This is a genomic window from Streptomyces sp. NPDC059010, assembly GCF_042740355.1.
GTDB lineage: Bacteria > Actinomycetota > Actinomycetes > Streptomycetales > Streptomycetaceae > Streptomyces.
Window position 1 is genome coordinate 57,100 of the sequence record NZ_JBHYJA010000005.1, and the last position, 12,684, is coordinate 69,783.

Consider the following 12,684-nt stretch of genomic DNA (forward strand, 5'->3'; position numbering starts at 1 on the left):
ACCATGGACACCGCCGCGACCGACGTTGCCTCCGCCGGACTCAGCTTCCGCGACGCCACCGACGCCGACGTGGACACGCTGGTCGCACTGATCGAGTCCGCCTACCGCGGGGACTCCAGCCGGACCGGGTGGACCACGGAGGCGGACATCCTCGAAGGGCAGCGGACGGACCCGGAGGGTGTGCTGGAGGTCATCAAGTCGCCGGACAGCCGGCTGCTGACGGTCGAGCGGGACGGGCAGGTCGTCGCCTGCTGCCAGCTCGAACACCGCGGTGAGTACGCCTACTTCGGGATGTTCGCGGTCAGCCCCGCACTCCAGGGCGCCGGCCTCGGCAAGGTGATCATCACGGAGGCGGAGCGGCGGGCCCGCGAGACCTGGGGCGTGACCGAGATGCACATGACCGTGATCTCCGTACGCGACGACCTCATCGCCTGGTACGAGCGCCGCGGCTACCGCCGTACGGGACGGATGACCCCGTTCCCGTACGGCGACGAGCGCTTCGGCATTCCGCAGCGCGCCGACCTGCAGTTCGAGCTGCTGGTCAAGGAGCTGGTGTGACGTTCACGCGGTGAAGCGGCCAGTGCGCTTGATCTCCGGGTAGTCGGTCGTCGCGCCGTCCAGTTCCAGGGCCCGGACGAGACGCAGATGGTCCTGGGTGTTGACCACCCAGCCGATGATCCTGAGGTCCGCCTTGCGGGCGCGCTCCACGACCTCCAGGGTGAGGCGGCGGATGTTCAGGCAGACCGTCGCCGCACCGACCGCGACGGCGCGGTCCACGACGTCGGTGCCGTAGCGGCTGGCGATCAGCGCGGTGCGCACCCCGGGTACGAGGCGGGCGATCTCGGCGACGGCGTCGTCATGGAACGAGGACACCTCGACCCGGGGGGCCAGGTCCCGGTCGGTCATCACCTCGGCGAGCGCCCGGGCCGCCGCCACGTCCTTGATCTCGGCCTGGAGCGGTGACTTCACGGCGTCCAGAACCTCTTCGAAGACAGGCACGCGCTCGCCGCGGCCCGCGTCCAGGGCGCGCAGCTCGGCGAGGGTCTTGTCGGCGATCGGGCCGGTTCCGTCGGTCGTGCGGTCCACGTCGGTGTCGTGCATGACGACGAGGGCGCCGTCCTTGCTCAGGTGGAGATCCAGTTCGATGACGTCGAGCCCGGCCTGCTGGGCGGCGACGAAGGAACGGAGGGTGTTCTCGGGTTCGACACCCATGACTCCGCGGTGACCGATGGTAAGGAAGTTCAAGAGTCAACTCGCTTCCGTCGACGGCGGCGGGGGGAGCGCGCGCGAACCGGAGCGGACTGTTCGCGCGGCAGTGCCGCAGCCTAGTGGCCCCGGCGCGTGATGAACCCCACGTGTACACAGGGTTTGCGGCGCAGGACATGTCGTAGCTGGATCATGCCCCTCCCGACGGTCACCCTGGCGTGGGCGAGTCCCGCGCGCATTGACCGGATGTCGCTGGTCGGTTCGCGTATGCCCAGCCGACGCCGGAGTATTCGCAGTCACGGCATCCGACAGGAAAAAGTTCGGTGACCATGAGGGTCGGCAGGATAATTTCCCGGGTCGCCTCTTGCTGGGAGAAGACACGTGCGCATACGGTGTCCTGACGCGAGGTACCCCCGTGGAGGATGGGACATGACGGAAATTCTTGTGCAGGCGGCTACGGAGGAGCAGGTTCCTCCCGCGACCAGGGTGGTCGAGCACCCGGCGTGGCCGGCGCTCAAGGGTGCCGTGGAACGGATCCGGCCATGGCAGTCCAAGGACGGCTCGATCGACTTCGAGGCCGAGGGCGCGCCCGAGCGTACGGAGGCCGAGGCCGCCGTACGGCGTGTCGTGGAGGCCGTCGAGGAGCTCTCCGAGCTGCTGCCCCATGACGCCGAATACCACCAGGCCCTGGTGAAGGACCTGAGGCGCTGGGCCGAGGGCGGCTTCGAGGTGCCCGACTTCCTGGACTCGCTGCTGGCCTTCCAGCCCGCCGCGGGCCGCGCGGACGGCCTCCAGCACCTGGTCGTCTTCCCGATGTACACGCAGAACGGCAACCCCGACCGCAACCTTGAGGCGGTCGTCCTGCGCATGGTCTGGCCGGACTGGCTGGCCGAGCTGGAACGCACCCGCTACGACAACCCGCTGTTCTGCGGCATCAAGTTCGAGGACTTCACGGCCGGGTACGACACCAACTCCGCCGTGCTGTTCCCGGAGACGATCGCCGTGCGCCAGGCGCCCGAGCGCTTCAGCTGGGGCGGCATCTTCTGCGACCGCGAGGCCGCCCGCTTCCGCCGCGTCACCGACGCCGCCGTCGACATCCTGGGGCTGGACCTGCCTGAGGACATCGCCGCGATGGTCCACGACCAGAAGCGCTGCGAGGAGGCCTTCGTCCTGTGGGACATGGTCCACGACCGCACCCACAGCCACGGCGACCTGCCGTTCGACCCGTTCATGATCAAGCAGCGCCAGCCGTTCTGGATGTACGGCCTGGAGGAGCTGCGCTGCGACCTCACCGCCTTCAAGGAGGCCGTGAAGCTCCAGGCCGACGGCGTCCCGCAGGCCCGTGACGTGCAGTACGCGGTCCTCTTCGACCGCATGTTCCGCTTCCCGGTCACCGGCGAGCGCGTACGCAACTACGACGGCCTCGGCGGCCAGCTGCTCTTCGCCTACCTGCACAAGCACGACGTCGTCCGCTGGACCGACAACAAGCTGCACATCGACTGGGACCGCGCCCCGCAGGTCACCAACCAGCTGTGCGCCGACATCGAGCAGCTGTACCGCGACGGCATCGACCGGCCCAAGCTCGTGCACTGGTTCGCCGGCTACGAGCTGGTCTCCACCTACCTCGCCCCGCACCCGGGCTCCCGCTGGGCCAAGGGCCCGGACGCCCTGGATCTGACCCAGCCGCCGCGCAAGCTCGTCGATGACGTGCTTCCGGACGAGTTTCCGCTGAGCATGTTCTATGAGGCACTCTCCAAGAAGCTGAAGAACGTGATCGCCTCCACCAAGGGCATCACCGCGGAGAGCGCCGAGCGGGTCGCTGCGTGAGCGACGGCTTGTTCCGCGAGACCGAGAACACTGCTCAGCAGGAGGCGAAGAAAATGGCGGGGAACGGAGCTCTCAGCGGTGCGGTGATCGCGGTGGCCGGCGCGGGCGGACCCGCCGGCCGGGCGGCGCTGCTTCGACTGGCCGAGGCCGGCGCGACCGTCGTCGGCGCGGACAACGATCCCGAGCGGCTGGCGGAGGCCGTGGACGCGGCCCGTTACGCGTCCGGCGGCGCGACCGTCACCGGCGAACCCGTCGACCTGCTCGATCTGCAGTCGGCCCGGGACTGGGCCGACCACATCGAGAAGGACTTCGGCCGCATCGACGGCCTGGTCCACCTGGTCGGCGGCTGGCGCGGCAGCGAGACCTTCGTCAAGACGAGCCTGGACGACTGGGACTTCCTGGAACTGCTGCTCATCCGCACGGTCCAGCACACCTCGCTCGCCTTCTACGAGGCCCTCCAGCGCAGCGACCGCGGGCGGTACCTGCTGATCAGCGCCGCCGGCGCCTCGAAGCCGACCGCGGGCAACGCCTCGTACGCCGCCGCCAAGGCCGCCGCCGAGGCCTGGACGCTCGCCCTCGCCGACGCCTTCCGCAAGGCCGGGGGCGCCGAGGGCCCGACGTCCGCGGCTGCCATCCTGGTGGTGAAGGCGTTGGTGCACGACGCGATGCGCGCCGAGCGCCCCAACGCGAAGTTCGCGGGCTTCACCGACGTCAAGGACCTGGCCGACGCCGTCGTCGAAGTCTGGGACAAGCCTGCCGCCGAAGTGAACGGACACCGCCTGTGGCTGACCGAGAAGCCGTGAACCCTCCGAAGACCGACGCCCGTCGCCACCACGACCCGGACGTCCGCGGCTTCGCCAGTGACAACTACGCAGGTGCCCACCCGGAGGTGCTCGCCGCCCTGGCCCTGGCCAACGGCGGGCACCAGGTCGCCTACGGCGAGGACGACTACACCGAGAACCTCCAGCGGATCATCCGCAGCCACTTCGGCGCCGGAGCCGAGGCGTTCCCGGTGTTCAACGGCACCGGTGCCAACGTCGTCGCACTCCAGGCCGTCACCGACCGCTGGGGCGCGGTGATCTGCGCCGAGAGCGCGCACATCCACGTCGACGAGGGCGGGGCGCCGGAGCGGATGGGCGGCCTGAAGCTGCTCACCGTGCCCACACCCGACGGCAAGCTCACTCCCGAGCTGATCGACAAGCAGGCGTGGGGCTGGGAGGACGAGCACCGGGCGATGCCGCAGGTCGTCTCGATCACCCAGAGCACGGAGCTCGGCACTCTCTACACGCCGGACGAGATCCGCGCGATCTGCGACCACGCCCACGCGCACGGCATGAAGGTGCACCTGGACGGCTCCCGCATAGCCAACGCGGCCGCCTCCCTGAACGTCCCGATGCGGACGTTCACCGACGCGGTCGGCGTCGACATCCTCTCCCTCGGCGGCACCAAGAACGGCGCCCTGTTCGGCGAGGCCGTCGTCGTCCTCAACCAGGACGCCGTCAGCCATATGAAGCACCTGCGCAAGCTGTCCATGCAGCTCGCCTCCAAGATGCGCTTCGTATCGGTGCAGTTGGAGGCCCTGCTCGCCAAGGACCTGTGGCTGCGCAACGCCCGCCACGCCAACGAGATGGCCCAGCGCCTCGCCGAGGGCGTACGCGCCGTGCACGGCGTGGAGATCCTCTACCCGGTGCAGGCCAACGGCGTCTTCGCCCGGCTTCCGCACGACGTGAGCGAGCGCCTGCAGAAGCGGTTCCGGTTCTACTTCTGGGACGAGGCGGCGGGCGTCGTGCGCTGGATGTGCGCGTTCGACACGACCGAGGAGGACGTGGACGCCTTCGTGGCGGCGCTGAAGGAGGAGATGGCGCGCTGAGCCATCCCCTCCCCGGCGGCGCGGGTTCAGCCGTTGACGACGATCTCCGAGGTGTTGTTCCGCAGGTTCGGGTCGAACTCCCGGATGGACAGCTCGGGGTCGTCGTTGAGGGTCTCGACGGTGGTGCGCGCCCCGCGCACCACCTCGTCGATGCGCAGCCGGATCGCCATGGTGTGGGACGCCCCGTCGTGCAGATAGATCGGCGTCTTGCAGAAGTAGGTCGTCACGGACGGCTCGTCCGCTGACTCCGGCAGGGTCCAGCACTCCTCCGGCAGCCCTGTGACCGTCGTCCCGCGCGGTGCCTGGAAGCGCACCGTCGCCACGGCCGCGCCCGCGCCGAGCGACGCCACCCACGCCGGGCCCCGGTTGTGCACGGTGACGGCGGCGGTCACGGTGTCGCCGACGGCCCCGCGCACCCTGCTGCCGGTGAGCTTCAGATCGGCGGTGTTCCTGGCGTCGAGGATGACGGCGCGGTAGTTGTCCGACAGATCGAGGTCCTCACCGGCGGCTGCGGCCGTCCGCGTCGCGGCGGGGCGCAGATCCAGCTCGGGCCCCGTCCCCGGGGTCCAGGCCCATTCACCGCGGGCCTCTTCCAGCGCCGCGTCCGAGTACGGCACGACGGAGTGGTCGAACCGCTCGTACAGCGCCCTGTCCCGCACCCGCAGCCCGGTCGTCAGCGCGTACTGCTCACCCGGAGCCACCTTCTCGTCCAGCACACACAGGGCAGACGTCCCGGTTTCGTGCCGCCGGTACTCGCAGTTGGAGTGCCGCTCCTTGAACCGCAGCCCGTACGACGCGTTGATCCACAGCAGCGTCCGCTCCACGGACCGGTTGCCGGAGTTGCCGACCGTCGCGCTCACCCGGGTGTCCGTGCCGGGCCTGAGGTCGCGCTGGTACTCGGCCTGGCTGAGCCCGAGGTCAGGGCCGTCGCCCAGGGAGATCCGGGTCTCCGCGGGGAACGACGTCAGTTCACCGGCGGTCGCGGTGTAGCGCACCTGTCCGGAAGCGGCGGGGTCGGCGTCCGGCAGCGCGCTCAGGCGGAGTCGCGCCGCCGTCACGATGTCCGTCCCGGCCGGCATCCCCGGGAAGTCGCAGACCGCACGCACCGCCGACTCGGGCACGCAGTTCGAGGGCCACGCCACCCGGGCGAAGGCGGAGACCTCGCTCGCGTCCACGGTCAGCCGACCGGGTGCGACCTCGTTCTCGGTGTTGTCATGGGCGACCCGCACCGTGAGGGTGCGCTCGGTCGAGCCGCCCGGGCCCGACACCGGCAGCACCGTCTCCGACGGCACGTCGATCCACAGCTGGTCGGACATGGCATGTACGGGCCCGGCCCCGACGGCGGCAAGGGCACAGCCGGCGAGCGCGGCTCCGAGCAGTCGATGCTTCATGGATTCCCCCTGGTCGACGATGCGTCGCTGACGAGACCGGCGGCGTGGGGGAGGGGTTGTGGCCGGGCGCGAGGGTTGCGGCGATGTCCGGCCGTTCTGCCGGCAGACAGCTCTGCACTGTATAGCTATGCGTTAAACCGCAAATAAATTGACTGCATGATCGGTCACCGCCTACGCTCTGCTGCCATGCAGATGATCCAGCAAACCGCCGACCTCTCCGCCTACTTGGCTGCTGACGAGGCGATCGACCATCATCATCCGCTGGTGCGGGAGGTGGCCGCCCGACTCGCCGACGGCGTGGCGGATTCGTATGACTATGCGCGGGCGGCGTTCGAGTTCGTGCGGGACGCCATTGCGCACTCCCAGGACTCCGGCGACCTCCGTGTCACCTGGCGCGCCTCCGACGTCCTGGAGCAGGGCACCGGCATCTGCTACGCCAAGGCCCACGCGCTGGCCGCGCTGCTGCGGGCCGAGGACATCCCGACCGCGCTGTGCTACCAGAAGCTCGACGTGGTGCACGGCCTGGTCGCCGTGCGGTTCAACGGCGCCTGGCATCGACAGGACCCGCGCGGCAACAAGCCGGGAGTGGACGCCCGGTTCTCGCTCGACGGGGAGCGGCTGGCCTTCATGCCCGACTCGGAGTCCAATGAGCTGGACTATCCAGTCCTGTATGCTGAACCGCACCCGTCCGTGCTGAGCGCCCTCAAGGCCGCCCCCGACCGGCCGCACCTGTGGAAGACGCTCCCCATCGCACTCTGAATCGCGCTACGAGGCAGGCCATGACCCTCTCCCTGACCGTGTCCGACGAGGTGCGCGCCCTCGCGCCCGGTTTCACCCACGTCGCCATCGAGGCGCACGGGCTGGTCAACGGCCCGAGCACCGAGGCCAGTGCCGAGCTCCTCGACGACGCGGCCCGCCGGCTCGCCGTACGCCTGGACGGACGCGCTCCGCACGAGGACCCGCACATGGCGGCCTGGCGGGAGGTGTACACGGCGTTCGGATCGAAGCCCTCACGCACCCGCAACTCCGCGGAGGCGCTGGCCAAGAGGGCACTGTCGGAGGCAGGGCTGCCCCGGATCAACCTGCTGGTCGACCTCTACAACGCCATCAGCGTCGCCCACCTCATCCCCGTGGGCGGCGAGGACATCGACCGCATCGAGGGCGGTATGCACCTGGTGCGAGCGACCGGCGAGGAGGACTTCGTCACCGTCGCCGGTGGCGAGGAGGCCGTCGAGCACCCCGACGCGGGCGAGGTCGTATGGCGCGACGACGCCGGCGTGACCTGCCGCCGCTGGAACTGGCGCCAGGGCCCACGCACCCGCCTCACCGAGCAGACGACCGCGGGCATCTTCCTGCTGGAGAGCATGGCGCCGATGCCGGTGGCCGAAGTAGAGCAGGCGGCGACCGAACTGGCCGAACTACTACAGAAGTTCAGCCCCGGAGCGCAGATCATGTTGCGCCCGTCGACGGCGGTTCAGCAACGCCCCTAAAGGGCGCGGGGCTGTACCGAATTTGCGGCTACCGCCGCGCGGGCGCGACAAGCCACGACGGCGCCGCAGACAACCACGCACACAACGCGGCACTACCCACCCGGCCCCACCAAGCGGAGCGCCTAGCGGGCCTCGGCCTCGCGCACCTGCTCCGGCGTGGGCGCGGTCCCACCAAGATGCGCCGGCATCCACCACGTGTCGTTGGCGTCCTTGGGCCGCACCGGGTACGCGCGCTGCGCGGCCTCCAGCAGTTCCTGGACGCGCTCGCGCAGCTGGCGCGTGATGGCACCGGCGTACTTGTCCTTGGACGCCTCGAACGCCTCGCCGACCCGGATCGTGATCGGGATGTGGCTGCGCTTGAAGTTGCGCGGGTGGCCCTTGGTCCACAGGCGTTGGGTGCCCCACACGGCCATCGGGATCAGCGGCACCCCTGCCTCCTGGGCCAGCCGCGCGGCACCCGACTTGAAGCTCTTCAGCGTGAACGACTGAGAGATCGTGGCCTCGGGGAAGACCCCGATGATCTCACCGGATCTCAGTGAGTCCAGCGCATGGGCGTACGCCGCCTCGCCCTGCTTGCGGTCCACCGGGATGTGCTTCATGCCGCGCATCAGCGGACCCGAGATCTTGTGCCGGAAAACGGACTCCTTCGCCATGAAACGGACGAGTCGTTTCTGCGGCAGCGCCGCCAGGCCGTTGAAGACGAAGTCCAGATAGCTGATGTGGTTGCTCACCAGCACGGCGCCGCCCGAGCGCGGAATGTTCTCCGACCCCTTGCAGTCGATCTTGAGGTCCCACGCCTTGAACAGGGTCTGGGCGAAACCGACGACGGGACGGTAGACAAGCTCTGCCATGGACGGGGTGGACCCTTCCTTTTCTGCCTGGGAAGGAGGCTCCCAGTGGGAAAGTTACGCAGCCGTAGGTAAACGGCATGTCGCAGATCGTGCCCCAAGAACGCGCGACGGCCAAGCCCAAGTGCCTGGGAACGGCGAGATCCTCGTCACGTCAGTCCCTTGATCCACCTCGGATTTTGGCGCTGCCTTTACTCTGCGCGCACCGCCACCCGCCGCACGATCAGGTACATCTCGCAGCCCAGGCAGTACCCGAAGACGGCGTTCAGGAAAGCGGCCGCGAGCGCGGCCCCGGTCGCGGCGAGCCCCAGCCAGTCCGGCCCGAGCGTGAAACCGGCCAGCCCGACGCCGGCGAAGACCAGCCCCACCGTCTGGGCGAACCGCGGCGGTTCGGGCGCCTCGAACTCGGTCGGCGGCCCGATCCGGGGGCGCACGGCCTTGCGGAACAGCCACCCGTACGGCGAACGGGCCACCCCGCCCGCCGCGCCCAGCGCGAACGCCAGCGTCTGCCAGGCCAGCAGCCAGGCGCTCCCGGTGACCAGCACGACCGCCAGCACCACGGTCGTCACGGCCGCCCCGAAGCGCGGGCCCCTCACATCGATGTCCATGAATCAAGCATTCCGCATCGGCGGTCCGCGGGGGAGTCGGGAATCTTTGCAGTCCTGTGAATGCTTGAGCAGGGTGATGACCGGACTTGTGGTGTGCGTGGCGGTGCTCGCGGCGGCGAGCGCCTATGGAGTGCTGCAGCGGCGGCGGAGCGGGAGAGTGCGCGTGAGCGGGCGCGACGACGGAAAGCGGCTCGGGGCGGCCGAGTTGGGCGAGGCGCTGGGCGAGCGCGCCACCCTCGTGCAGTTCTCCAGCGCCTTCTGCGCCCCCTGCCGGGCCACCCGGCGCGTGCTGGGCGAGGTGGCCGGCATGGTCCCGGGCGTGACCCACGTCGAACTCGACGCCGAGGACAACCTGGACCTCGTACGGCGGTTCGACATCCTCAAGACACCGACCGTGCTGGTGCTCGACGCCGACGGCCACGTCGTGCGGCGGGCCACCGGTCAGCCGCGCAAGGCGGATGTGATCGCGGCCCTCGGGGAAGCGGTCTGAGGGGGTGTGACATGGGGGCGATACCGAGGGTGAGTCATCTCCCACATCGCGGAACGTACTTGACTGTGCGCACCACCTATCGTCAGCCTGACCGTATGCCTGAGGAACTCCTTCTCTTCGGACGGGCCCACGTCGATCTGGCCCGTACCGCGAGTGCCTGCTGTCCGAGCTGTTGAGCAGCCACGGATCCGCACGCCTCCCCTCGCAGAAGGACAACTCCATGACGGCCACGTCCGACCTCGGCACCACCCAGCCAGCCTCGCCCGAACTGCTCCGCTCCGTGTTCCGGCGCCATGCCGCCGGAGTGGCCGTGATCACCGCACGCGGGGAGACGGGCCCGGTCGGCTTCACCGCCACCTCCCTCACCTCTGTCTCCGCCGAGCCCCCGATCCTCTCCTTCGGTATCGGCACCGGCGCCTCCAGCTGGCCGGCGATCGCCGGGACGGACCATGTCGGCGTCCACATACTCGGCGAGCACCAGCAGGAGCTGGCCGCGACCTTCGCCCGCAGCGGCGCCGACCGCTTCGGAGCGCCCACGGTGTGGCGCGAGGGCCCCGAAGGCGTCCCGGTCCTCGACGACGTCCTGGCCTGGATGGTGTGCCGGATCGTCGCGCGTGTGCCCGCGGGCGATCACCGCATCGTGCTGGGCGAGGTCGTGCTCGGTGACCCCACCGGTCCCGGACGTCCGCTCCTGTACCACCAGGGCCGCTTCAACGGCCTGCGTGACTGAGCTCACCAGCCCGATGTGACCGATCAAGCCCCCCGTCGTTCTGCGAAGCCGTCCGAATCCGATTACGCTGCGTTGCAAAGGTCACAGTTCAAAGCGCTTGCTTAGCGGGGACGAACTGGGTGTACTGACGAGTAATATTTCGCTCGGAGCGCGGGTCGCCCCGAACGGGAACAGCCGCTTGGGGCGCCTATGCTGCCTGCAAGTAGGCAGCAGAGAAATGTCGACGCAGTAGGAGAGCCGGCGTGAGCTTGAGGATCGTTGTCACTGTGAAGTACGTGCCCGACGCCACTGGCGACCGGCACTTCGCCGATGACCTGACCGTCGACCGGGACGACGTGGACGGTCTGCTCTCCGAGCTCGACGAGTACGCGGTCGAGCAGGCGCTGCAGATCTCCGAGAACTCCGACGACGACGTGGAGATCACCGTTCTGACGGTGGGCCCGGAGGACGCCAAGGACGCGCTGCGCAAGGCGCTGTCCATGGGCGCCGACAAGGCGATCCACGTCGAGGACGACGACCTGCACGGCACCGACGCCCTGGGCACCTCGCTGGTGCTGGCCAAGGCCGTCGAGAAGGCCGGGTACGACCTGGTCATCTCCGGCATGGCCTCCACCGACGGCACCATGGGTGTCGTACCGGCGCTGCTGGCCGAGCGGCTGGGCGTCCCGCAGGTCACCCTGCTGTCCGAGGTCTCGGTCGAGGACGGCACGGTCAAGGGCCGCCGGGACGGCGACGCCGCGTCCGAGCAGCTTGAGGCGTCGCTGCCGGCCGTCGTGTCGGTCACCGACCAGTCGGGCGAGGCGCGTTACCCGTCCTTCAAGGGCATCATGGCCGCCAAGAAGAAGCCGGTGGAGTCCTGGGACCTGTCCGACCTCGACATCGAGGCCGAGGAGGTCGGTCTTGAGGGTGCCTACACCGTCGTGGACACCGCGGCCGAGCGTCCGGCCCGCACCGCCGGCACGATCGTCAAGGACGAGGGCGAGGGCGGCAAGCAGCTCGCCGAGTACCTCGCGAGCCAGAAGTTCATCTGAGGGGCACCGGCCCGCTTGAGGCTCAACACCCCACCCGCCCCTTAAGACTTCGCAATCCGCAGGAGAGCAATCCCATGGCTGAAGTTCTCGTCTACGTCGATCACGTGGACGGTGCCGTCCGCAAGCCCACGCTGGAGCTGCTGACCCTGGCCCGCCGCGTGGGCGAGCCGGTCGCCGTCGCGCTGGGAGGCGGCGCCGCCGACACCGCCGCCGCCCTCGCCGAGCACGGCGCCGTCAAGGTCCTCACCCACGACGCCGCCGAGTACGCCGACTACCTGGTCGTCCCGAAGGTCGACGCCCTCCAGGCCGCCGTCGAGGCCGTCTCCCCGGCCGCCGTTCTCGTACCCTCCTCCGCCGAGGGCAAGGAGATCGCCGCCCGTCTGGCGCTGCGCCTGGGCTCCGGCATCATCACCGACGCCGTCGACCTGGAGGCCGGCGACGAGGGTCCGGTCGCGACCCAGTCGGTGTTCGCCGCGTCCTTCACCACCAAGTCCCGTGTCTCCAAGGGCACCCCGGTCATCACGGTCAAGCCGAACTCGGCCGCCGTGGAGGCCGCCCCGGCCGCCGGTGCGGTCGAGGCCCTCGCCGTGACCTTCTCCGCCGCCGCCACCGGCACCAAGGTGACCGCGCGCACGCCGCGTGAGTCGACCGGCCGTCCGGAGCTGACCGAGGCCGCGATCGTGGTCTCCGGTGGCCGTGGCGTCAACGGCGCGGAGAACTTCGCGATCATCGAGGCCCTCGCCGACTCCCTCGGTGCGGCCGTCGGTGCCTCGCGTGCCGCGGTGGACGCGGGCTGGTACCCGCACACCAACCAGGTCGGCCAGACCGGCAAGTCGGTCTCGCCGCAGCTGTACATCGCCTCCGGCATCTCCGGCGCGATCCAGCACCGCGCCGGTATGCAGACCTCGAAGACGATCGTGGCGATCAACAAGGACGCCGAGGCCCCGATCTTCGAGCTGGTCGACTACGGCGTCGTCGGCGACCTCTTCGACGTCGTCCCGGCCCTGACCGAGGAGATCAAGACCCGCAAGGGCTGATCCCGCACAGGCACAGCGAGGCCCCCATGACCGTCCCGACGGGGTGGGGGGGGGGGGGTTGTACCACGCGGGAGTAAGCCGCGGGGGGTATAAACAAAAACCAGCCCCCCAGACACCGATCTATATGGGGTTGGGGGGGTGTGTGTGTGAGTGGGG

Annotated in this window: 14 protein-coding genes; 10 read left to right on the forward strand and 4 right to left on the reverse strand. The window is 69.7% G+C overall.

The window, feature by feature from the left end; all coding sequences use genetic code 11:
• Positions 1 to 3 precede the first annotated feature (3 nt).
• A complete protein-coding gene (locus tag ACFWYS_RS06580) occupies positions 4 to 558 on the forward strand; it encodes a GNAT family N-acetyltransferase (RefSeq protein ID WP_384764252.1) in 555 nt (184 codons plus the stop codon).
• A gap of 3 nt (positions 559 to 561) precedes the next feature.
• On the opposite strand, the gene ACFWYS_RS06585 is transcribed toward ACFWYS_RS06580, so the two are convergent.
• On the reverse strand, positions 562 to 1,245 hold the full coding sequence (locus ACFWYS_RS06585) for a glycerophosphodiester phosphodiesterase (RefSeq protein WP_384764256.1): 684 nt from the start codon (positions 1,243 to 1,245) through the stop codon (positions 562 to 564).
• 390 nt (positions 1,246 to 1,635) lie between these two features.
• Between ACFWYS_RS06585 and ACFWYS_RS06590 the strand changes: the two genes are divergently transcribed.
• The 3 genes from ACFWYS_RS06590 to ACFWYS_RS06600 are packed head-to-tail and all read left to right on the forward strand — an operon-like array spanning position 1,636 to position 4,903.
• The gene (locus ACFWYS_RS06590; RefSeq protein WP_384764259.1) at positions 1,636 to 3,033 is read left to right on the forward strand and encodes a DUF6421 family protein; all 1,398 of its coding nucleotides are present in this window, start codon (positions 1,636 to 1,638) and stop codon (positions 3,031 to 3,033) included.
• 53 nt (positions 3,034 to 3,086) lie between these two features.
• A complete protein-coding gene (locus ACFWYS_RS06595) occupies positions 3,087 to 3,836 on the forward strand; it encodes an SDR family NAD(P)-dependent oxidoreductase (protein WP_384764262.1) in 750 nt (249 codons plus the stop codon).
• The gene (locus ACFWYS_RS06600) at positions 3,833 to 4,903 is read left to right on the forward strand and encodes a threonine aldolase family protein (RefSeq protein ID WP_384764265.1); all 1,071 of its coding nucleotides are present in this window, start codon (positions 3,833 to 3,835) and stop codon (positions 4,901 to 4,903) included. Before ACFWYS_RS06595 ends, ACFWYS_RS06600 begins: the two co-directional genes overlap by 4 nt.
• A gap of 26 nt (positions 4,904 to 4,929) precedes the next feature.
• Here ACFWYS_RS06600 and ACFWYS_RS06605 read toward each other — a convergent pair whose 3' ends face one another.
• The gene (locus tag ACFWYS_RS06605; RefSeq protein WP_384764268.1) at positions 4,930 to 6,294 is read right to left on the reverse strand and encodes a hypothetical protein; all 1,365 of its coding nucleotides are present in this window, start codon (positions 6,292 to 6,294) and stop codon (positions 4,930 to 4,932) included.
• 186 nt (positions 6,295 to 6,480) lie between these two features.
• Here ACFWYS_RS06605 and ACFWYS_RS06610 point away from each other — a divergent pair, with 186 nt between their 5' ends.
• Positions 6,481 to 7,053: a transglutaminase domain-containing protein gene (locus ACFWYS_RS06610; protein ID WP_384764271.1), complete on the forward strand. Its 573-nt coding sequence runs from the start codon at positions 6,481 to 6,483 to the stop codon at positions 7,051 to 7,053.
• A 20-nt stretch (positions 7,054 to 7,073) separates the two neighbouring features.
• A complete protein-coding gene (locus tag ACFWYS_RS06615) occupies positions 7,074 to 7,784 on the forward strand; it encodes a B3/4 domain-containing protein (protein WP_384764274.1) in 711 nt (236 codons plus the stop codon).
• Between the two features lie 122 nt (positions 7,785 to 7,906).
• Here the strand turns inward: ACFWYS_RS06615 and ACFWYS_RS06620 are convergent, their stop codons facing one another.
• Both ACFWYS_RS06620 and ACFWYS_RS06625 read right to left on the reverse strand, forming a co-directional pair.
• Positions 7,907 to 8,635 carry a lysophospholipid acyltransferase family protein gene (locus tag ACFWYS_RS06620; protein WP_384764276.1) on the reverse strand — a complete coding sequence of 243 codons (729 nt, stop codon included), beginning with the start codon at positions 8,633 to 8,635 and terminating at the stop codon, positions 7,907 to 7,909.
• A 188-nt stretch (positions 8,636 to 8,823) separates the two neighbouring features.
• The gene (locus tag ACFWYS_RS06625; protein ID WP_384764279.1) at positions 8,824 to 9,240 is read right to left on the reverse strand and encodes a DUF4395 domain-containing protein; all 417 of its coding nucleotides are present in this window, start codon (positions 9,238 to 9,240) and stop codon (positions 8,824 to 8,826) included.
• A 76-nt stretch (positions 9,241 to 9,316) separates the two neighbouring features.
• On the opposite strand from ACFWYS_RS06625, the gene ACFWYS_RS06630 reads away from it, so the two are divergent.
• From ACFWYS_RS06630 to ACFWYS_RS06645, 4 genes are all read left to right on the forward strand, one after another.
• Positions 9,317 to 9,730, forward strand: a complete 414-nt coding sequence (locus ACFWYS_RS06630) for a thioredoxin family protein (RefSeq protein WP_384764281.1) — start codon at positions 9,317 to 9,319, stop codon at positions 9,728 to 9,730.
• A gap of 220 nt (positions 9,731 to 9,950) precedes the next feature.
• A complete protein-coding gene (locus ACFWYS_RS06635; RefSeq protein ID WP_384764284.1) occupies positions 9,951 to 10,460 on the forward strand; it encodes a flavin reductase family protein in 510 nt (169 codons plus the stop codon).
• A 242-nt stretch (positions 10,461 to 10,702) separates the two neighbouring features.
• Positions 10,703 to 11,491: an electron transfer flavoprotein subunit beta/FixA family protein gene (locus tag ACFWYS_RS06640; protein WP_384764287.1), complete on the forward strand. Its 789-nt coding sequence runs from the start codon at positions 10,703 to 10,705 to the stop codon at positions 11,489 to 11,491.
• 74 nt (positions 11,492 to 11,565) lie between these two features.
• Positions 11,566 to 12,528 carry an electron transfer flavoprotein subunit alpha/FixB family protein gene (locus ACFWYS_RS06645; protein WP_384764290.1) on the forward strand — a complete coding sequence of 321 codons (963 nt, stop codon included), beginning with the start codon at positions 11,566 to 11,568 and terminating at the stop codon, positions 12,526 to 12,528.
• The last annotated feature ends 156 nt before the right edge of the window (positions 12,529 to 12,684 follow it).

What these genes read in the sequence shown, in the direction of transcription:
- ACFWYS_RS06590 (WP_384764259.1), top strand. Translation starts at nt 1,636, where the DNA reads ATGACGGAAATTCTTGTGCAGGCGGCTACGGAGGAGCAGGTTCCTCCC.
- ACFWYS_RS06620 (WP_384764276.1), bottom strand. Translation starts at nt 8,635, where the DNA reads ATGGCAGAGCTTGTCTACCGTCCCGTCGTCGGTTTCGCCCAGACCCTG.
- ACFWYS_RS06580 (WP_384764252.1), top strand. Translation starts at nt 4, where the DNA reads ATGGACACCGCCGCGACCGACGTTGCCTCCGCCGGACTCAGCTTCCGC.
- ACFWYS_RS06605 (WP_384764268.1), bottom strand. Translation starts at nt 6,294, where the DNA reads ATGAAGCATCGACTGCTCGGAGCCGCGCTCGCCGGCTGTGCCCTTGCC.
- ACFWYS_RS06625 (WP_384764279.1), bottom strand. Translation starts at nt 9,240, where the DNA reads ATGGACATCGATGTGAGGGGCCCGCGCTTCGGGGCGGCCGTGACGACC.
- ACFWYS_RS06615 (WP_384764274.1), top strand. Translation starts at nt 7,074, where the DNA reads ATGACCCTCTCCCTGACCGTGTCCGACGAGGTGCGCGCCCTCGCGCCC.
- ACFWYS_RS06645 (WP_384764290.1), top strand. Translation starts at nt 11,566, where the DNA reads ATGGCTGAAGTTCTCGTCTACGTCGATCACGTGGACGGTGCCGTCCGC.
- ACFWYS_RS06610 (WP_384764271.1), top strand. Translation starts at nt 6,481, where the DNA reads ATGCAGATGATCCAGCAAACCGCCGACCTCTCCGCCTACTTGGCTGCT.
- ACFWYS_RS06595 (WP_384764262.1), top strand. Translation starts at nt 3,087, where the DNA reads ATGGCGGGGAACGGAGCTCTCAGCGGTGCGGTGATCGCGGTGGCCGGC.
- ACFWYS_RS06635 (WP_384764284.1), top strand. Translation starts at nt 9,951, where the DNA reads ATGACGGCCACGTCCGACCTCGGCACCACCCAGCCAGCCTCGCCCGAA.
- ACFWYS_RS06630 (WP_384764281.1), top strand. Translation starts at nt 9,317, where the DNA reads ATGACCGGACTTGTGGTGTGCGTGGCGGTGCTCGCGGCGGCGAGCGCC.